19 protein-coding genes are annotated in these 20,083 nt (G+C 36.6%); 8 read left to right on the top strand and 11 right to left on the bottom strand.

Features of this window, described 5'->3' with window-relative positions; translation table 11 throughout:
• Positions 1 to 277 precede the first annotated feature (277 nt).
• The gene (locus tag FZC40_RS07580; RefSeq protein WP_186843673.1) at positions 278 to 1,816 is read left to right on the top strand and encodes a PucR family transcriptional regulator; all 1,539 of its coding nucleotides are present in this window, start codon (positions 278 to 280) and stop codon (positions 1,814 to 1,816) included.
• A gap of 70 nt (positions 1,817 to 1,886) precedes the next feature.
• Here the strand turns inward: FZC40_RS07580 and FZC40_RS07585 are convergent, their stop codons facing one another.
• Complete coding sequence (locus FZC40_RS07585; RefSeq protein WP_148603303.1) at positions 1,887 to 2,534, bottom strand: glutamine amidotransferase; 648 nt, start codon at positions 2,532 to 2,534, stop codon at positions 1,887 to 1,889.
• A 453-nt stretch (positions 2,535 to 2,987) separates the two neighbouring features.
• On the opposite strand from FZC40_RS07585, the gene FZC40_RS07590 reads away from it, so the two are divergent.
• Entirely contained in the window at positions 2,988 to 4,442 is a 1,455-nt protein-coding gene (locus FZC40_RS07590) for a histidine kinase N-terminal 7TM domain-containing diguanylate cyclase (RefSeq protein WP_186843674.1), read from the top strand.
• A 118-nt stretch (positions 4,443 to 4,560) separates the two neighbouring features.
• Here FZC40_RS07590 and FZC40_RS07595 read toward each other — a convergent pair whose 3' ends face one another.
• The 3 genes from FZC40_RS07595 to cax form a co-directional block, all read right to left on the bottom strand.
• Positions 4,561 to 5,208, bottom strand: coding sequence for a glutamine amidotransferase (locus FZC40_RS07595; protein ID WP_186843675.1), 648 nt, complete (start codon positions 5,206 to 5,208; stop codon positions 4,561 to 4,563).
• Between the two features lie 222 nt (positions 5,209 to 5,430).
• On the bottom strand, positions 5,431 to 6,288 hold the full coding sequence (locus tag FZC40_RS07600) for a YitT family protein (RefSeq protein WP_148603306.1): 858 nt from the start codon (positions 6,286 to 6,288) through the stop codon (positions 5,431 to 5,433).
• 42 nt (positions 6,289 to 6,330) lie between these two features.
• A complete protein-coding gene (cax, locus tag FZC40_RS07605) occupies positions 6,331 to 7,374 on the bottom strand; it encodes a calcium/proton exchanger (protein ID WP_148603307.1) in 1,044 nt (347 codons plus the stop codon).
• 234 nt (positions 7,375 to 7,608) lie between these two features.
• Between cax and FZC40_RS07610 the strand changes: the two genes are divergently transcribed.
• On the top strand, positions 7,609 to 8,127 hold the full coding sequence (locus tag FZC40_RS07610) for a DUF1003 domain-containing protein (protein WP_148603308.1): 519 nt from the start codon (positions 7,609 to 7,611) through the stop codon (positions 8,125 to 8,127).
• A 149-nt stretch (positions 8,128 to 8,276) separates the two neighbouring features.
• Here the strand turns inward: FZC40_RS07610 and FZC40_RS07615 are convergent, their stop codons facing one another.
• From FZC40_RS07615 to FZC40_RS07630, 4 genes are all read right to left on the bottom strand, one after another.
• On the bottom strand, positions 8,277 to 8,663 hold the full coding sequence (locus FZC40_RS07615; protein ID WP_148603309.1) for a hypothetical protein: 387 nt from the start codon (positions 8,661 to 8,663) through the stop codon (positions 8,277 to 8,279).
• 25 nt (positions 8,664 to 8,688) lie between these two features.
• A complete protein-coding gene (locus FZC40_RS07620; RefSeq protein ID WP_148603310.1) occupies positions 8,689 to 9,591 on the bottom strand; it encodes a phosphodiester glycosidase family protein in 903 nt (300 codons plus the stop codon).
• 1 nt (position 9,592) lies between these two features.
• The gene (locus tag FZC40_RS07625) at positions 9,593 to 10,645 is read right to left on the bottom strand and encodes a bifunctional glycosyltransferase family 2/GtrA family protein (protein WP_148603311.1); all 1,053 of its coding nucleotides are present in this window, start codon (positions 10,643 to 10,645) and stop codon (positions 9,593 to 9,595) included.
• A 221-nt stretch (positions 10,646 to 10,866) separates the two neighbouring features.
• Entirely contained in the window at positions 10,867 to 11,781 is a 915-nt protein-coding gene (locus FZC40_RS07630) for a ketopantoate reductase family protein (RefSeq protein ID WP_148603312.1), read from the bottom strand.
• A 451-nt stretch (positions 11,782 to 12,232) separates the two neighbouring features.
• On the opposite strand from FZC40_RS07630, the gene FZC40_RS07635 reads away from it, so the two are divergent.
• The 4 genes from FZC40_RS07635 to FZC40_RS07650 all read left to right on the top strand — a co-directional run bounded on the left by FZC40_RS07635 (position 12,233) and on the right by FZC40_RS07650 (position 16,089).
• Positions 12,233 to 12,901, top strand: coding sequence for a GTP pyrophosphokinase (locus FZC40_RS07635; RefSeq protein WP_148603313.1), 669 nt, complete (start codon positions 12,233 to 12,235; stop codon positions 12,899 to 12,901).
• 125 nt (positions 12,902 to 13,026) lie between these two features.
• On the top strand, positions 13,027 to 13,623 hold the full coding sequence (locus tag FZC40_RS07640; protein ID WP_148603314.1) for an LOG family protein: 597 nt from the start codon (positions 13,027 to 13,029) through the stop codon (positions 13,621 to 13,623).
• Positions 13,624 to 14,153: 530 nt separating this feature from the next.
• Positions 14,154 to 14,639, top strand: coding sequence for a hypothetical protein (locus tag FZC40_RS07645; protein ID WP_148603315.1), 486 nt, complete (start codon positions 14,154 to 14,156; stop codon positions 14,637 to 14,639).
• Positions 14,640 to 14,796: 157 nt separating this feature from the next.
• On the top strand, positions 14,797 to 16,089 hold the full coding sequence (locus tag FZC40_RS07650; protein WP_148603316.1) for a hemolysin family protein: 1,293 nt from the start codon (positions 14,797 to 14,799) through the stop codon (positions 16,087 to 16,089).
• A gap of 272 nt (positions 16,090 to 16,361) precedes the next feature.
• On the opposite strand, the gene FZC40_RS07660 is transcribed toward FZC40_RS07650, so the two are convergent.
• From FZC40_RS07660 to FZC40_RS07670, 3 genes are read right to left on the bottom strand one after another with little or no spacing between them, the layout of a single operon-like run.
• On the bottom strand, positions 16,362 to 17,126 hold the full coding sequence (locus tag FZC40_RS07660) for an acyl-CoA dehydratase activase (protein WP_148603317.1): 765 nt from the start codon (positions 17,124 to 17,126) through the stop codon (positions 16,362 to 16,364).
• Positions 17,127 to 17,156: 30 nt separating this feature from the next.
• A complete protein-coding gene (locus FZC40_RS07665; protein WP_148603318.1) occupies positions 17,157 to 17,414 on the bottom strand; it encodes a putative Se/S carrier protein in 258 nt (85 codons plus the stop codon).
• Between the two features lies 1 nt (position 17,415).
• Positions 17,416 to 18,690, bottom strand: a complete 1,275-nt coding sequence (locus FZC40_RS07670; protein WP_148603319.1) for a double-cubane-cluster-containing anaerobic reductase — start codon at positions 18,688 to 18,690, stop codon at positions 17,416 to 17,418.
• Between the two features lie 365 nt (positions 18,691 to 19,055).
• Between FZC40_RS07670 and FZC40_RS07675 the strand changes: the two genes are divergently transcribed.
• The gene (locus tag FZC40_RS07675) at positions 19,056 to 20,075 is read left to right on the top strand and encodes a spermine/spermidine synthase domain-containing protein (protein ID WP_148603320.1); all 1,020 of its coding nucleotides are present in this window, start codon (positions 19,056 to 19,058) and stop codon (positions 20,073 to 20,075) included.
• The last annotated feature ends 8 nt before the right edge of the window (positions 20,076 to 20,083 follow it).

A 20,083-nucleotide genomic window follows, 5' to 3' on the forward strand; every position in this document is an offset into this window, starting at 1 on the left:
GGTTTGAGATTTTTGGGCATTTTTTAGTAATTTCTTATAAGTCAAGTTTGTCGAATTTTACAAATTGAAGCTATAAAATTGTCAAATATTTATAAACAAGCTTAACTGAATTTATATTAAGGGTTTTCAAACCTATTTTTTAAAAAGGTCCTTCCAAATGATCTGCCTTAACTGATTGGTTTATAGACACAATTTAAAAATGAATGATATAATTAGTACTAATAAAAGATGCTTTATCCTGAATTTTGAATTTCCAAACATCCTGAAAGGAGTTTTTATGGCTATTGAGCTTACCAAAATAATTTCCGCATTTGATGGATACCCAAACAAAACAATAATTAACGACTATATGGATATCGAAGGCTATGGCACTTACCCGCAATCTGCCGATAGTTTATTAGCTACAAATATTTATGTTGTAAATGCTTCAGTTATTTCTGATGTATCATTAAAAATTAAAAGCAATTTTATCATTATTGAAGACAGTCTGCTTTCTGAAAACAATATAAAAGACAATGCCGCTAATATTATTATACTCGAAAAGAATTGGACCACGGAAACTGTTATGGACATTCTTGAAAAACTATTCAAAGACAAACAGCGCGTTGGGGATTATTCGGTAAAACTTTTACAGGCCTGTCAAAAAGGATATACCATTCAACAATTAATGGATTTAGGCTATCAGTTTTTAAATAATCCGTTATTACTGGTTGATATTTCCCTTTGCTTTATCGCCCATTCTGGAGGAAATAATATTATTAATGAACCACTTTGGGAATGGACGCTTTCAAAAGGCTATGTAACTAAGGAATACGCCCAATCCATCATGATTGATGACGGTAAATTTGAAGATGATGATGAATTAATTATCTGGGAAACGGGTTTATTGAATCATCGTCAGCTCGTGGGAAGAGTTCTTAAAAGCAATCGACCCCTGGCATATTTAAAGCTCCTCGAATACAACCAGCCGATAACAGCTTGTGATGAAGAAATATTGATTATGCTGTGCAATGTTATCGCTTTAAACATAGAAAACACCAGTACCTTCGGCCATTCTAAAAATTCATTAACTGATACCTTTCTGACTGCCTTGTTGAATCAGAAAATGTATAATCATGCCGCGATCGAGGAACGGGCAAAAATGTATGGCTTGAAATTATATGAAAATCTATTCGTCATTACCATAAGAATTGATAACCGCCAAAACACAAACGACAGACTGTATTATTTGAAAAGAATATTTCAGAATTTCTTCAACCGTCAAACTGTGCTGATCTACAATGGGCAGCTTGTCATTTTGCTTGATACCATGACCGCAGAAATACAAAACGAAAAAGAAATGTTATCATTTCAAGGATTACTGGAAGAAAATGATTGCACCGCTGGAATCAGTAAAATATTTTATCATTTGTACGATTTTTGTGAGCATTATAAACAAGCAGCCAACTGTTTAACTTTAGGAGAACTTTTGAAGAAAAACGAAAGATTATTAAATTATAGCAACCTCATCATTCCTCATATGATCTTAAGCTTTAGAGGCGAGACAAATATCAGGAACTTAATACACCCCGTTGTTAAAACACTAAAAGCGCTTGATGAAAAAAAAGGTAGTAGCTTTTTAGAAACATTAATCATCTATATTAAACATAATCAGGATACGACGCTAACCGCTAAAGCCCTGCATGTCCATTATAATACTTTAAAATACCGAATTAATCGAATCATTGAAATAACCAATATTAATTTTACCGATAATGACATGCTTTTCGATATTCAACTTTCAATTAAAGTCCTTGATATTCTAGCATGTATATAAAGCAATCGTTAAAGCAACTTTTTGACAGTAAAAAAGTTGCTTTAACGTTCTCAAACTGTTCTTTTCACCTTTATCCTGCCAGCTCGAGAAATCTTCTTATCAAAGTTCCGCCATATGAATTTTGACATGTCGCTTCACAAAGAAAATTATCGGTACATTCGGGATGAAACTGCACGCCCCATATTTTTTCGCCATACAAAACTGCATGATATGGTTCGAAATTATTTTTTGCAAGAACGATTGCATTTTCAGGCAACCGTATAACAGTTTGTAAATGAGAAGCATAGGCTAAGAATTTTGCAGGCAATACCCCCAGCAATGGATCCTTTTTTCCTTCTTCGGTCAGTTCAATTTCAATTTCTCCCTTTTCCTCACCTAATTTATGATAACCCACAGATCCGCCAAAGGTTTGAGCCAAAAGTTGATGTCCATAACAAATGCCCAGAATTGGAATATTCTTTTGTGCAATTGCCTTGATCCATTGTGATGTAGCAACACTCCATGGCTCACAGTCTGTAACCATAAATGGCGAACCGGTAATAATAATGGCCGAAACATCGTCCATTAAAACTGGTTTTATATTCTCATATACCGATACCACCTTTACATCTTTATACGGAATTCCTGCGCATCTTGCGATGCGAACATCGCAATCCCCACATTTTTTAATAATTGATTTATCCGAAACTCCGGTTTTTATAATCAGTAACTTACCCATCAAACCTCCCTCTTTGAATCATTCTTAATTTATGCCATTCAAATAGGATTTCATAGATGACCTATATGATAGTTGTATTCTATTGTCTTTTGTTGAAAATGTCAATAACCTATCAGGGTGTCAAATACGAGCTTACTTAAGTGAACACTCTCCACCAATTCAGAATCACACCCTAACTATGATAGTTTATCTGTGACCTTTAAGAGCTTACCGGTAACCGCGAGTTCGTATATCTTCTTAATTTGTTGAGTTTTGATTTTCAAACCGCTAACATTTTATTAAGCTAGTTTACTTGTTTCACTAAAGACGATATGATATCCTAAAAGCGTACAATTTTTATTGAACAAATTTATGTTATTAACACTATTTTGATAACTTTTTTCGAGTCAAACTTATGTAAGTTAAACTTATATGATTTTAACTTGTCACACAAATAATTTAATTGAGGTTTCCATGAATATCTTATTAAGCCGTTTTTTAATATTGACAGCTATAATCCTGATTATCCTAAGTGTTGTCGGAATTAAACATAAAACAGTTTCCGGAGCAAGAGCTTTTGCCATTCTTTTGATCGCCATGGCCATTCATTCGATCGGATATGGCGTTGAACTTATAAGCACAACTGAAGAGAGCCTGTATTTTTGGGTCTGTATTGAATATATTGGTGCTGCCTTTTATCCCATCCTTATTTTATGGTTTGCCAGAGAATATGCGGAAGAGAAGCAATTTGCCAACCGATTCGTTTTAGCTTTTATCTTGGGATTGAATCTATTAACACTGATTTTTGTTTGTACAAATCAGCTGCACGGATGGTATTATTCATCTCTTGGCATTAATTTCAGTCTTGGCTTTCCTTTATTGGTTACTGGAAGGGGAATTTGGTACCTGGTCCAATTAGGCTCTTTTTATTTCGCTATTGGATATGCATTAACTGTTTTTTTTAAGTGTTTTCTTAAAGCACCGATTTTTTCCCGCAAACGGATTGCCCTAATGTTTACCGGAATGTTGATCCCTGCTATTACCAGCATCCTTTATTTAATGGGATTAGGTCCAGCCTTTATTGAGCTCCCCCCTTTCACTTATTTACTTCTAAGCATTTTTGTAGCCCGTGGATTATACCAATATGACATTCTGTTTCTAAGTGAAATTACCCATGAAATGGTTTTTAATACCATTGAAGAAGCCGTCATTGTCATCGACCATGACGGTTTTATTTTAAATCTTAATCAGGCCACGGATCAATTATTTAATACGCTCGGAGTATTAAATATAGGAAATAATGTTAATATGTATCCCGTTTTATCTGAGCTTCTCGTTGGCAACATGGCTCAACTTATAACGATTGAACAGCAGCATTACCAAGTTCGGATGATACCAATTGCAAAACACCATGGGCTCATTGTGGTATTCACTGATGTAACAGAAATTACAAATACAAAGAAGCAATTGGAAGTCTTGGCAACGACGGATCAATTGACTGGCCTTTATAATCGTCGTTATTTTATCGATTATTTTGATAAATTAGAAAATGATGGCGTCATGATATTTCTGGATATTGATGAATTCAAAAAAGTCAATGATCAATACGGACATTCTTCCGGAGATCAGGTTCTAATCGAACTTTCAGTTTGTTTACAAGAGTATTTCCCGGATGGCATTATTTGCCGTTTGGGTGGTGAAGAATTTTCCGTCCTTATTGAAAATGAAACAACGAAAACAATTTATTCTCGGTCAGAGCAATTTTTGCATGCCTTTGATCATCGAAAAACAGACTTCCCATGTACTGTATCAATTGGTTTGTGTCCCTATGAACAAGGAAATTACAATAACACGATAGACATGGTAGATAAACTTTTGTACCAGGCAAAAAATACCGGTAAAAATCGTGTTGTAGCTAGCGATAATTAAACAAAAAATAACCAAGCTCTCTTTATAAAACAGTTTGTTTGATCTGACTGTCCATTCTAAAGAGAGCTTTACTAATACGAACAATTAATAACACTTCTGCACGATGCCTTTCTCATTCTTATCCTGCTAGTTCAACAAAACGTCTTAACAAAGTTGCACCATGGGTGTTTTTGAGTGTGGAGTTGCAGAGAAAATGATCTGTGCATTCAGGATGAAACTGCAATCCCCAAACCTTTTCGCCAAAAGAAACTGCATGAAATGATTCGAAATTATTTTTTGCAAGAACACGCGCATTTTTAGGCAGCTTCGTAACAGTCTGAGTATGAGAAGCGTAGGCTGAAAAATGTGAAGGTAACACACCGAGCAGCGGATCTTTTTTGCCGTCATTTGTCAATTGAATTTCGACTTCACCCTTTTCTTCACCCAGCTCATGATAATCCACAGATCCTCCTAAGGTCTGCGCCAACAGCTGATGCCCAAAGCAGATCCCCAAAATTGGTATATTTTTCTGTGTAATCTCTTTAAGCCATTGCGATGTTGCAACACTCCAAGGTTCAAAATCAGTTACCATGGCCGGTGAACCGGTAATAATAACGGATGATATCTCGTTCATCAGAACTGGTTTCATATTCTCATATACCGATACGACCTTTACATCTTTATAGGGGACGCCCGCGCATCTCGCGATGCGAAAATCACAATCGCCACATTCTTTAATAACCGATTTATTCGAAACACCTGTTTTAATAATAAGCAGCTTCCCCATAACAATTCTCCCCATTTATATTTCAATATTTATTTCATATTAAACATGTATGTTTTACTTTATAATACAATTTTACCGTCTCTTTATAATAATGTCAATACCTTAAAGGGATTTATTTTTGATATAAAAGGAGGACGTATCCCATATTTTAAATTAGTATGCGATATGTCCCTATATTATTATATTTCAATGTACTTAAATTTACTTCATTACCTCTTACTGTTAATGGATTGATCGCTTCTTTTGTTTTCCTTTCATTACATCAAAAACATCACTGATTGTGAGAAATGCATGTTCATCTTTCTCAGCAACGATCGATTTTAGTTTGGAAATTTCCAAACGTGTAATGACCGAATAAATAACGGTTTTAGACTCTTTTGAAAATCCGCCTTTACCCTCAAGAAAGGTTACCCCTCTACCTAATCGGGCCAAAATTGCCTCGGCAATCTCATCTGGATTATCAGATACAATAATTGCTGCTTTCTCCTCATCCAGGCCCTCAATCGTGACATCGATCACTTTGAACGCAATATAATATGCCAGCAGTGAATACATTGCCCGATCCCAACCAAAAACAAGTGCCGCACTGCATAGTATAAAGATATTGAAAAACATAACAATTTCGCCCACTGAAAAGGAACTTCTTCTGGTAAAAGCAATCGCCACCATTTCAGTTCCATCCAGCGAACCGCTGTTACGGATGATTAAACCGACACCAATCCCCAGGATAATCCCCCCGAAGACTGCTGCCAGGAGTACATCATCCGTGAGACCGGGTATGGGTTTGAAAATTGACAGCCAGAATGATAAAGACATAATAGCCAGTGCGGACGAAATGACAAATGTTTTTCCGATTTGTTTATATCCCATAATAAGAAATGGGATATTCAAAACAACAATAAATGCACTCAGGGGAACTCCGGTCAGGTAACTCAGTATGATTGAAATACCGGTGATACCACCATCGATAACATTATTGGGAATAAGGAAAATTTCCAACGCAAACGCTGCAATAATCGAACCGGCTAAGATAAAGAAATATCTTAATATTTCTCTTTTTACACGATTTTTTTTAGTCATTCATTATCCTTCCTTTTTATTTTATTTTATTTTACTTCTTTGTTATAAAATGAAAAATGAAACGGCTATTATTAAATAGACCGCCAGCAGCTGAACCCCTTCCAGCCAGTTGGATTTTCCATCACTGGACACCCTGTTTGCAATGAGAACCGAAAATATCAGAGCAACTAATTCAAACTCATTGAAAACAATGCTCATTGGGGTAAAGAACAAACTGAGGAATATTAGCACCGGTGTTACAAAAAGGATGATCTGCAGACTCGAACTAATTGCAATTTCAACTGCCACATCCATTTTATTTTTATAGGCCATTACAATGGCGGTGCTATGTTCAGCGGCGTTTCCAATAATCGGTACCAGAATAATACCAACAAAGAATTCGCTTAATCCAATCGCCGCCGTCATTGGTTCAACCACACTGACGAAGAGCTCACTCTCAACACCAATGAGTACCGTTGCTCCGACTAAAACTATAATTGCTTTTTTAAGCGACCATTTTGAAATGACTTCCTCGTCATGCTGTACCGCATAGATATCCTTGTGGGTATAAAATGAAAAGTACAAGCTCATCAGATAAATACTAAACATAATAACGGCAACGATAATGCTTAACCCTTCGTACCGGGTATTAAGAAGGTCTGAAGCGACGGTATGTGTAAAAATCGCCGGTATTGTCAATCCAATCACTGCAAACAACAACATACTTGAAGAAACTTCAGTTGATTTTTTATTAAACGACTGTGATTTAAACTTGATTCCGCCAACCAGCATACTCATACCTAGTACCATCAGGATATTGCCAATGACTGAACCGGCAATCGATGCTTTAACGACATCAAACAGTCCTGCTTTCAATGCAAAAAAAGCAATGATGAGTTCGGTCGCATTGCCAAAAGTTGCATTCAGAAATCCACCAATCCTTGGTCCGGAATAAAAAGATATTTCTTCAGTTGCCTCACCCATTAGGCCTGCTAAAGGAATAATCGCCAATGCTGCCAGAACGAACATTAGGGTTGGAGAAACTTGCAACAATTCTCCGATGATACTTATTGGGACAAAAATCAGTAAATATCTCAATATTTTCATTTATCATCTCATCTTTCTAATTTTCTTTTAATAAAAGCATAACATAATGCAACCCAAAAAACAAATAGGATTCCCCTTACATACACAAGAATAAATATTCGCCAATAGACAAATCAAGATAAATCACTTTGGTTAAAGGAAAAGATTGTGCTAGTCGTGTTATTGTATAAATATAACTGGAGAAAATCAACTAATTAAATCTGTGCTGCAAATAAAAAATGGAGAGTGAACAGTATGTCAATCAGTGAACAAAGACTTGAGTTAATCAAAACTATTATTCAAGATGATGAAAGCGCAACCGAAGAAGAAGAAATTCTGCACAAACTCCTGGAAGAGAGTTTATCAAAAAACACCGTTACCGAACATGAAAACAAACTGACTTTTGGTCAGAAAGCGGCTGACCGACTTGCAAAATTTGCCGGCAGTTGGGTTTTTATTATTCTGTTTTTCCTAACCCTGGTGGTGTGGATTACCATAAATACACTGCTCCTCACAAAACCATACGATGTTTATCCTTTCATTCTACTCAACCTCATTCTATCTTGTCTAGCCGCTATTCAAGCGCCAGTCATTATGATGAGCCAAAACCGTCAAGAAGAAAAAGATCGACTCCGAGCAAAAAACGATTATCGCGTTAACCTTAAATCCGAAATAATCGTTGAAGACATTCACCAAAAACTGGATGATATCCTTGAAAATCAGGACGAGCTTATTAAAAGACTTGTTGCTTTAGAAGCAAAGCAAAACAGCTAAATATAATATGCTAAAAGCATGATTTAAAGTCACCATTATAAATAAAAAATTAAACCATTTGAGGGGGAGCGACATTATCGTCGCTCCCCCTCAATATTTTACAAATCAATGTAACCATGACAAACATTATTATTACTAATCCGCTTTTTTCATGCCTGACTTTTCTTGAGGTTTACTGCCAATACCAATAACATCACCAATCCTAGGGCAACAAACAACTCTCCAATTGCATAGAAGACTGCTATATACACAGAACTTGTTCCGGCAATATCAAAAATTCCCTTGAGAAAACTGCCTAGACTCAATGTTGCAATTCCCGAATTATAAATATTGTAAAACATCCGATACGCAACAAAGCGAGCGATATCTGGAACCAACAAGAAAATTAAAAGGTATAAAACCGCTCCGCCCAATAGCGGATATAAAAACATCCATGTCATGGAAGCTGAATGAACCCCATGTCCAAAAAGACCATAAACATCGTTTATAACGATCGCAATTAGCGACAATGCCAAATAAACCAAGGCTGTTTTCATAATTTTCTTTTTATGACTTTTTATTTTAGTATCCAAAATAAACAATATCGCTTACCTCTCTTTCTCCTGTACTTTTACCATCCGTCGGATTATTAACAACTTTCCCATTGAAGTACATGGTGGATGATCCTCCCCCATCAAGATTATAGGCCGTCGTACAGCCTCTTTCCTGAAATTCCTGAGCAAGTTGAAGCAGGGAAAGTCCGGCACTCTCACTGGTGCGGCCATCAGAAACGATAACGATATAATGTAGAGCAGAAATCTGACCAATGGCAGTTCGTGGATTACTTGTCATCGATTGTGAAACTTCACTTGAGCTGTCCACGACAATTTGTCCGTTTTCCACAAGTCCGGGACCAAAAGATAGTACTTGCCAATTATTACTCAATGACTCCATACTCGTCTGGTTTTCCGAAACAACGGATAGATTTCCATCTTTGTCAATTACTAACGCATCATCATCTCCGGCACTTCTGGCGGTATTCCTGTAAGTTACCCCATTACGCAATACATAACCACCATCTCGGAATCCATAATAGTCACCATTGATAGCAAAAATAGCATTCTGCGCTTCTGCAATTTCAGACGTTGTGGCTTTAATATTTCTTCCGTAGGTATTATTGGCAAATGCTGTTTTTAAATAAGAAGCGTCTGAAACCTGAATATCTGCTACGTAAATTGTTGAATCATCATCACGAACGGTTTCAATACTGATTTTTATATTATCATCCTCGTAAGAGTTGTCGCTAATTACCGGATCTGATTGAGAAGCAGCGGTCTCATTCGCTACCATCGCCGACTCTGGTTCAACGACGACAAGGGCTTTCTGTATTGCAAACGTATCTAGCAGAACAAAAGCAACGGCTCCCATCAATAGAATTGAGAAAACCGCCGCCCATCTGTAGGGTTTTGAAAAGAAATTTTTCATTTTAAATTGTACCCTTCCTTTTTTTATGAAAAATCAAATTCTTTTGGATTTGATAACTGAGCAAAAATAATGAGCTGTCTACTAATATTTTTATAATGGTGAGATTATCAGATAAGTTGCTCAGACAGGTTACGAAAAGCCAGCTCAAGATCATCTGAGAAAAAAACAAAACCATGTATTGCAGTACCTCACTGCTGTTATTATTCTTACTTTGAAAAACCCAATGTTTATTGATCATAAAATTCACACAACCGGACATCACTCGTGCAGTGACTGTTGCGGCCAGTATTCCGCCCGATCCTGTTCCAAACAGATAATTAACAAACACTGTAAATAATATTAGATCAATAATCGCTGAAGCCAAAGAAGATAGACTGAATTTTAAGATATTTAAATAAATGCAGACCGAATCTTTTATGGCATGAAAATGAGACGATTTATTGTCTTCCAAATAAATTGTTTCAATCGGCACATAGATAAATGGAATCCCATTTTTTCCAGTTTCCAACAGCATGTTCATCTCATACTCATATCGATCTCCCGGTATTGAAAGACACATTTCCGTGAATTGTTTCGGAATCCCACGAAGACCCGTTTGTGTGTCGGAGCATTGATGACTTGTGCTTAACAAAAAGACAAAAGATGTGATTCGATTTCCCCATCTGCTTTTAAAGGGAATGTTTTTTTTATCAAAATCTCGTGTACCCAGAACTAAACTATCCGGGTTTTTATCCAGCGTATCGGCTACCTTCAGAATATCTTCTGTTGAATGCTGACCGTCAGCATCTGCCATAACATAGCCGCTGCAATCCGGGTATTTCAACGAAGCATACCGAAGTCCTGTTTTTAGCGCAACGCCCTTCCCCATATTTTTAGTATGGGTGCATAATTCACACCGAAACTTGTATTTTAGCAGTTTAAATATATTGTCATATTTCTCTTCACTGCCATCGTTTATTATAACAATACGTATATCGTTCTGCTTTAATTTTTCAACCAAAGTAATTAATTTTTCATCTGGATTAAGGGCGGGTATGATCAAGACAGATTCCATTTCTTTGACCTCCTTGTCTTTCTGTCAATATCATAGCGCGCCAATGTGATTGTTTCGTGACAATAAAATGAATTGTTTTTTTAATCCACTCAAAAAAAGAGTCTCGAAATATCGAAACTCTTTTTTGAAATTTATCTAGTAAACAGATTAATAATGACCAGCAATATCGCCGCGCCTACAAAAGAAACAGAAATTAGCTCTATGCATTTAAACCAACCATCTCAGGCTTTAAGTCCAAGTTTTTCGGCAATCATTTCATAAACGGGCATTTTCACACCGTACTCTCTGCCCAAACGCACCACCTCAAATATAAGACCGTCAATTTCAGAATTCTTTCCCTGTCGCAAATCCCTCTGCATCGAAGTTGAAGCGGTGGGTTCCAACGTATCCAGAATATATAAGTTAGTCTCTACAATATCCACATCGAAATGTATGCCCAGGGCTTGAGCCAATACCTCAATCTCCCGCATCAGTGCTACAAAAGTTTCTCTGACCTTTCCTTTCTGCTGAGCTGCCCCCGCATCAATATCATAATATTCACCACAAGCAGCCATTGGAGACACGTAGGAAAATTTCTGAAGTGCATCTCTTCTGATATCATCAGATACAATACTTGTAATCCCACTATCCTGTAAATCTGAAGCAATCTCATAAAGGACGGGTTGACTTTCGGATTTATTTCTTTCACCATAGACGATTCGAAAAATATCACCTTTTTGCAAGATTGTTCCTGGTTCCTTGATCTCTGCCGCGATATAAATACAGCCATCCGTTACCAATAGATCTGGTAACAGTTTCTGCATTCTTCCGCCGGTGCCATAGATGTTCAAAACCGGAATAACCACCGTATTCTTATGAGCAACTCTTTTGATAAAGGGTATGGTATCTTCCAGTGAATATCCTTTTACACAGACAAATATTACATCTGGCTGTTCATTATAATGTTTCATTTCACAAGCTTTCACAGGATAAACAGTAAAATTTCCTTTAATAGTTGTTTCCATTCTCAAACCGTTATTTTGAATTGCTTCCAAGTGTTTTCCTCTAGCAATGACTGTAATGTCTTTATCCGCCGCTGTCATAAATGCTCCGATGCTTCCACCCGTTCCACCAGCGCCAATCACTAAATACTTCATTTTTTCCTCCGTTTGGTAACACCATAACATCAGTCGATTTTTAAAAGTTCTCTTTTAAAACAAATACTTTTTAATAAGTGTTCCAACAACGATTATAGTAGAGTTAACATTTTCTATCAAGAAAAAAAGTTCAAATAAAAATTAGTTGATTCGGGAATTTTTTATTTTTCAGTATTCCAATTCATTGATCCATTTCATGTTTATTCGTATACATTACATCCCCTTCCTGTGCTTTTGTTGGATTTCTTAACTTATATCTAAGGTTTGAAGATTAGAATAATACCTTAGGCAAATAATTTGTGATTATACAAACGCCATATTCACAACAATTTTAGCCTACTTGTTAATGCTTTTACCGATAACAAAGCTTTTATCTTTTAACACCCTGATCAAAAATAATAATCAGCGAAAGGCACTTTTCATGATTAATGATGAAAAGTGATATGGAATCATGCAAATCAATTCAAAAGATATATCTTATCCCGACAATCTGGAAATTAATGAAAATTTAGAAGAATTTGTTCTTCAACAACAAATCTATCGAGCGGCCATCAAAGAAATAAAAACCAAACTTGAAATACTGGATGAAGAATTTCAAGTCAAATATGATCATAATCCAATTCATCATATGGAATACCGATTAAAAGCTCCAAAAAGTATTGCCGAAAAAATGAAAAAAAAGGGATTGGAACTCAATGCCGACTCAATTAGAAAAAATCTAACAGATATTGCCGGAGTTCGTGTTATCTGCAATTATTTAGACGATATTAATCGTATTACCAATTTACTGCTCCGTCAGGATGACATCAGTCTTGTTCGCAAGCGTGATTACATTTCAAATCCGAAGGAAAATGGTTATCGCAGCCTACATCTTATTGTTCTCGTTCCGGTGTTTTTAGCGGAACGGACAGAATCTGTCCCAGTGGAAATTCAAATTCGAACCATCGCCATGGATTTCTGGGCCAGTCTTGAACATCAACTTAAATATAAATCTCATAGTGAAATATCTGAAGAATTACGGGAACGTCTTAAATCTTGCGCTGAATCCATTACTCATCTTGATATGGAAATGCAGACAATTTATAAAAAGATTAAATCAGAAATATGTCTATTTGAATGATATCTTGTCAAACAACTATTTATTTGTTATTCTATATGATTCTATTAATCATTATTTTAATTTTTCTGTTGTTATTGATACAGAAGAATTAATTGAAATTTATATTACCTCAGGAGGTTATACTAATGAAAAGAATATGCGTATATTCAGGGTCAAATCTAGGTGTCCGACCAGAATATAAAGAAATCACCAATCAACTGGGTGATGTGCTTGTCCAGAATAATATTGAATTAGTCTATGGTGGATCAAACATTGGTTTAATGGGTGAAATCGCCAATGAAATAATGAAAAAAGGCGGTCGGGTCACTGGTGTTATACCCAGAGATCTTTTCCCTAACGAAGTTATTAACACTCAACTTACCGAATTGATTAAAGTTAAAAACATGCATGAAAGAAAACAGACAATGACCGATTTATCAGACGGTTTTATCGCCATTCCCGGGGGCGTTGGCACCTTCGAAGAACTTTTTGAAGTTCTTAGTTGGGCACAGCTTGGCATTCACAAAAAACCGGTTGGTATTCTGAATATATCAAATTTTTTTGACCCTTTTATTGCCTTGATTCAAGAAATTGTTAAAGAAGGCTTTATGAATGCATCAAATACCAAACTTCTTTTAGTTTCAACTGAACCCCATGAACTGATTAAAAAAATGGCAATCTATACCCCACCGACTTTAGGCAATAAATGGCGGCAGCTAGATCCGGTCTTATCAAAACTGTAAAAGGAGCACTCTTTTGTACTAAAGAATTAAGAACTTTAAATATAGTTCTGTTCTAAAACACTTTTTGTTACGAAAACCAATCGCACTAAGATGAGTTAGTCAAGCCTTTTATCTCATCCTCGTGCTATTTTTTTCTTGCACCTTCATGCTTTAGCCTATCCGCTTTCCTTCCCGATATAATTCAATTTAAGCAAAGCACTTCAGTCACTATTTGTCGTTTTGATCCTCATTTTCTTTCAGTCATTTTTCTTAAAACCTCTGCTTTATCCGTCTTTTCCCATGGCAGATCCAACTCTGATCTGCCGAAATGCCCATACCTGATCGCAATACTAATCTTCATAAACTTCTTAATAAACTTCTTAATAAACTTCTTAATAAAAGCTAAAAAAGCCAAAGGTCATTCAAACAATGGTTGAAGTTAAGTTGAAATTTAAAATCAATATTAACAACTTAGTTGACAACATTGAAAAAATATTATACAGTAGTTACAAAATAGGAAATCCTATCAAATAGACGATTAGAGGAAAAAAATGGAAGATGATTATTTAAGTATTAAAGAATTTTCAGTTCGTGCAGACGTAACACCGCAAGCAATTTACAAACGCTTAAACAACGATCTGACAGCTTACACTAAAGTTGTCAACGGAAAAAAGATGATTAACATCAGTGCTTTAACATTATTTACTGTTAAACCAGTTGACAATATTGTGCAACCGACCGATCAACCCGTTTGTGAAATGGAAAACCAGTTGTTGGCAACTATAAACAACGTCGTTGAAACATTAAATACGCAATTATTAGTTTTAACCAATCAATTAACAGAAAAAGATAAACAGATTGCTGAAAAGGACAGGCAGATGGCAGAATTAAACGAACATTTACGTCAATCTAATACTATGAATGTCAATCAGCAAATCCTTCTGGGACGGCAGCAGGAAAAGCCAAGGATTGAGGAAATCAATCAAAATCAAGAGCCCGAAAAGCAAAGTTTCTGGAGCCATTTCAAAAGAAAATAGCGGCAATTGTTTATCAGTTTGATTCTTAAATAAATTGTTTATCTCGCGCTACAATATTCTTTTGAAATAAATTAAAACTATGATATAATAACAGATATTATTTTGTTGAATATTAATTATTGAAAGTTACCAAATTTGGGAGGTAAACTAATATCATATGGGTAATTTAATAAATATAATCATCGTACTTTTACTTGTATCCATGAATGCCTTTTTCGTTGCCACCGAATTTTCGATGGTCAAAGTCAGAAAATCCAGACTGGAAACCTTAGTAACGGATGGAAATAGAAGTGCAAAATACGCTTTAAAAGTTGTCAGAGATCTAAACTCATACTTATCTGCCTGCCAGTTGGGAATAACTGTAGCGTCTCTGGGCTTAGGTTGGGTAGGAGAGCCGACTGTTGCAAATATGTTGGAACCGCTGTTTCAATTGATGAATATGCCGGAAAATTTGGTCCATTCTGTTTCATTTATCATCGGCTTTTCGCTTATTACAACCTTTCATATCGTCCTTGGTGAATTATGCCCTAAGTCCCTGTCGATTTTATTTGCCGAAAGAATTGCTATCTTTACAGGCCTGCCTCTCATCCTTTTTTATAAAGCAACTTATCCGATCATGTGGACTTTTAATCACAGTACCAACTTGATTTTAAAAGTATTTGGAGTCTCACAAGTTGATGAAGCTGATGAAGCACATACTGATGAAGAGATAAAACTACTGGTCGAAGATAGTTATAAACATGGTTTAATTGATAAAACCGAATTGGCTCTTGTTGACAATATCTTTGATTTTACGGAAACAACGGTAAAAGATATTATGATCCCACGTACCGATATGGCCTGTCTTTTTATTGAAGATTCTTTTGAAAAAATTGTCGCCTTTACCTTGAACAACCCCTTTACCAGGTATCCCATTTGTAAAGCCAGCAAAGATAATATTATCGGTTTTATTCATATCAAGGATTTATATAAGCAGCAGGTTGAGGGTACTCATAATATCGAAAGCGCGATACGTGACGTTAACTTTGTTCGTGAATCGATGTCTATCAGTGAATTATTAAAATTATTTAAAAAACAAAAGTCCCAGATCGCTATCATTATTGATGAATATGGCGGAACCTTTGGCCTGGTTACTGTTGAAGATATTTTAGAAGAAATTGTCGGAGAAATGCAGGATGAATTTGATATCGGCGTTGATGAAATTGTTAAAAATGAAGATGGCAGCTACATTGTCAATGGTAAAGTTCTTATTGAAGACATAACCGACCTGTTGGGTATAAATAATGAAGTTGAAAATATTGATACCATTGGCGGATGGCTATATTCCCAGTTAAAATCATATCCCAAAGCAAATGACAAAGTCCTTTATGAAAATTACGAATTTACCATATTGAATTGCAGCAAAAAAAGGATCAACACCATAAGGATTAAAAAAACACTTGCGAAATAATTAACGGTTGAAGCATATGCAAAAAATTTGGTTTTGCTCAAGGAACATTCTAAAACTTTTTCAAGTCTACGGAATTGTTTGTTTGCATTATACTGTCTTTTTCTACACTATTTATTTGACACTCATTCCAGTTTTGATGAATAAAAACATTCTATCAGCTGCATTTTTCAATAATTCTTTCGAATGATTGAAAGCATCATCCAATGTTATCTCGCCATTAAGAGTTGTCATGATGCTTCCCAGATTATCTGGCCAGAAAAGCCCGGCATTATTTACTCAGAAAACCGCTCCCGGGCAATTAAAGCTGCCCCAATAGCACCTGCGTATCTTCCCAGTTCCATTGGAATAACTTCTGTTTTCAATTTTCGAGACATCAGTTCCGCAAAATAGTTGCAATGACTAATCCCTCCGGTTAAAATCACCGGCTTCGACAGCCTGCATTTAAAACCTAGGGCGGCTACTTTTTTCGCCACAGAATCCACTACTCCCGCAGCAATATCCGCTTTCGCTCTTCCTTCACCCATAAAATTAATGACTTCCGACTCTGCAAATACCGTACAAAGTGAACTAATCGAAATGGCATTTCCTTTTTGTGCCAGCTCAAACAGCTCATCAATGGTAAGTCCAAGCCGATTTGCCATAATCTCGATGAACTTTCCAGTACCCGCAGAGCATTTATCATTCATCAGGAAATCCGATACCGCCCCCTGCTCGACCGTAATCACTTTCGTATCCTGTCCTCCTACATCAACAATGCTGCAATCCTGACCATACAGATGCAAGCCGCCTTTTGCATGGCAGGTTATTTCTGTTACAACGGCATCTGCATAGGCGACTGAAATACGACCATACCCGGTGGCTATGGTATGGACGTCTTCGGAAGTGACATCAATCCCCTTTTCCAATAACATTTTCTGAATGGCGTTTGCGGTTTCCTTGCTGTTCCATCCAGTCGGGATCGAAAAATAATAAAAATTATTTTTCAAAACTGCGATTTTAGATGCGGTGGATCCAATATCAATTCCAATATAATCCATGCCATACTCCTGTTTCTAATTTTTAAATTTCTAGCAGAATTTATGTCGATTGCTGTCAAAGCTCTGCTCTATATGAACGATATCCAAAATATCCATCTGGTATTCTGCAATGTATTTACGTATTACTTCCTGATCTTCTGCCAAAAACATTAACGATATTCCGCAGGAAGTGCTTGCACTGCGAGGTGTTGGTGCAATAACAGTACGGATCTTTTTTTCTTTTAACCCCTGGTATAAAGCCATCCCACTGGTATGATTTCGAAATAATATATAATGCTGTGTTTCCATTTTATTTTGACAGCATCTCGACAAATGCACCGATTCTGGTACTCAATTGCTGTGCATCACTGTCTGTATAATCTGTTTCAATGCCTAAAATCGGAATACCGGCTTCTTTCAGAGCACGTTCAACTTTGTATCCTTCGGTATCATAAAGCTCACAGAACTTCAGATTGACATCAATAACGCCATCTGCTTTGTATTCTTTTGCAAGACGAATAATATCATCAATTCGCTTATCGTTTGGAGTAAAGCATGCACAATTGATATTCATATAACGTTCCGCCAAAGCTTCCGCTTGACCATCAATTGTTGTTGCCGTCTCATCAACCGGGTGTTCAAAATAGCGAATTCCGGTACACATTTCTTCCCCAACAACTGCCGCCCCGGACGTTTCAATAATATGATGAAGTTTCCAGTTTGGAATTGCCAATGGGGTACCAGTCAACAGAATTCTCTTCGTCCCTTTAGGGAATACACTGACACCTTCTTTTACTCGTTGGTCTAATTCATCACATAACTTATTAACCTTCTCTGTGAAACGGGTGGGATCATCATAAAAGGCAATCTGGGAAATCACTAGGACATCTTTTCCACTGATTGGAATATTCTCATTTTTTCGCAAATCATATAATCTTGCCAATGCTGTCCGTTTGGCATTAATTAATCGAATGCTGTCTGCCAGAGATTCTTCCGTTACTTTATTGCCGGTAAAATCTTCGACAACTTTTATGAAATCCCTAATCTCTTCAGCCCATGCTAAAATATCTTTCCGGCGTTTCATTTGCGGTAGATTCATGACATGCATCGGTACATCTTCACCTAAAATCTCATAGGCTTTTTTCTTGCCATCACAGGTGGTTTCACCGACAAACATATCTGCGATTCGGAAGAATGGACATGTTCGATCTAATCTTGCCCCAACGGAAGCTTTAATTAATGGACAGGTGTTGACTGGCAATACTTTTTCGCCCCCCGGCACCCAAAACTGCGAGCCCCCGCAAAGACCTGTTGCAATCGCTCCGGCTGCAAAGACAACTTCATCCGGCACATAAAGACAGAATGTACCAAATACTTTCCCACCTTTTTTCTGATGTTCGATGAGTTCCGCCGGACGGACCCCATGAATCTCAGCTACGACAAAATTAAAATAGTCCATCGCCTCTGGACGATTTTCCTGTGTTAAATACACATCACCAAATGCCTGAGGAAGGATCTCGCACAATTGATTGTGCATTTCAACATCCATTCCCAGATCTTCCCACATTTTTAAATAGTCTGCCATTACAAATTTCTCCTTCAATTTTTTTTATTTTATAAAACTGGATTTGTTTTAACTAAATATTATTACTACTGTCATACCATTTTTTTTCTCTGTTAAATAAATATAGTTAATGTGATTCTACCTTTTTTATTAGTTTTTTGCAACTATATTTGTATTTAAGCAATAAGTTTCAGCGATTTTGATGCCTTATACTCCGTAAAAAAAGCAACACACTTATTTCCCGCATTTTGCTTTTTTGTTAACGGGCAAACCATATTAATAATCGGTAGTTTCCAGTGAATAATAACTCTTACAAGAAACACAGGAAATATGGTATTATAACAATAATAGCACTTATGACAATTTACAATGATTCGAGGAAATAAATGATTCAATTTGATAAAAACAGAGAACTGGAAATGGCAATAAATAACCTTATTTGCTCCATGGTTGATATGGATGACTACGTCACCGCTATTCTAAACTATACCGAAAAGGTTCTGACTCCCCAAAAGGAAAAGGAACTGATCGAAATATTAAAAAAATATCATGTTCCTCATGACAGTTTGAAATTCAATTTGAAACGCCTGACTGAAAATCCCTATTTCAGAGACATCAAACTGGACAAAGTGGCTACTGAGACCGTGAAGTATCAAACTATCACCATCAAGAAAAGAACTTTAATGAGCATGAATTTCCATCAGCCTTTGGGAAAATATCTGTTTCACCAGCATCCCATCGGATACTTTGAAAAAGACATTGATATGCCCGTCCTGACGGAAGACGGGTCCGTATGGATGTCTCCTGCCATCAGTGAACTAGAAAGCATGCAAGCCGGAATTGAAAAAGGGGTTGGAAAATGTCTCACCATGGGGCTTGGAATCGGATTCCTCCCCTATCTCTGGCTCCAGAAAGATAACGTTGAAAGTGTAACGATCGTTGAAATCAACCAGGACATCATCGATTTATTCGAAAAATACATCCGACCACAATTTAAAACCGATAAAAAGCTTGAGATCATCCATGGTGATGCTTTCGACTATTATAATGAGAAGTTTCTGAATCAGTTCGACTATGTCTATCTGGATTTCTGGGAATCCAGCGGTGACGGTTTGGGATTTTACACAAGGCTGATGCAAATAAAACGCGACTTTCCTCATGTCGATTTCTGGATCGAGGACTCAATGCTTTACGATGTGAAATACATTGTCGCCCCCTATCTTTACGCCGTCTATGCCGGTGATAGTATCACTGAATTCATTGCCTCAATGGATGGCGATTTGAGGGAACTTGCCAAGAAGGTAAACCGGTACTTCAAGGCACGAAACGATGTGATCAGAACGGAAGATGAATTGCTGGGTATCATCCATGATAAGGATGTTTTGAGGGCGATCCTTGCCCAATAAAATGCATT

It is taken from the genome of Acetobacterium tundrae, assembly GCF_008086615.1.
In the GTDB taxonomy this organism is placed as follows: Bacteria; Bacillota; Clostridia; order Eubacteriales; family Eubacteriaceae; genus Acetobacterium; species Acetobacterium tundrae.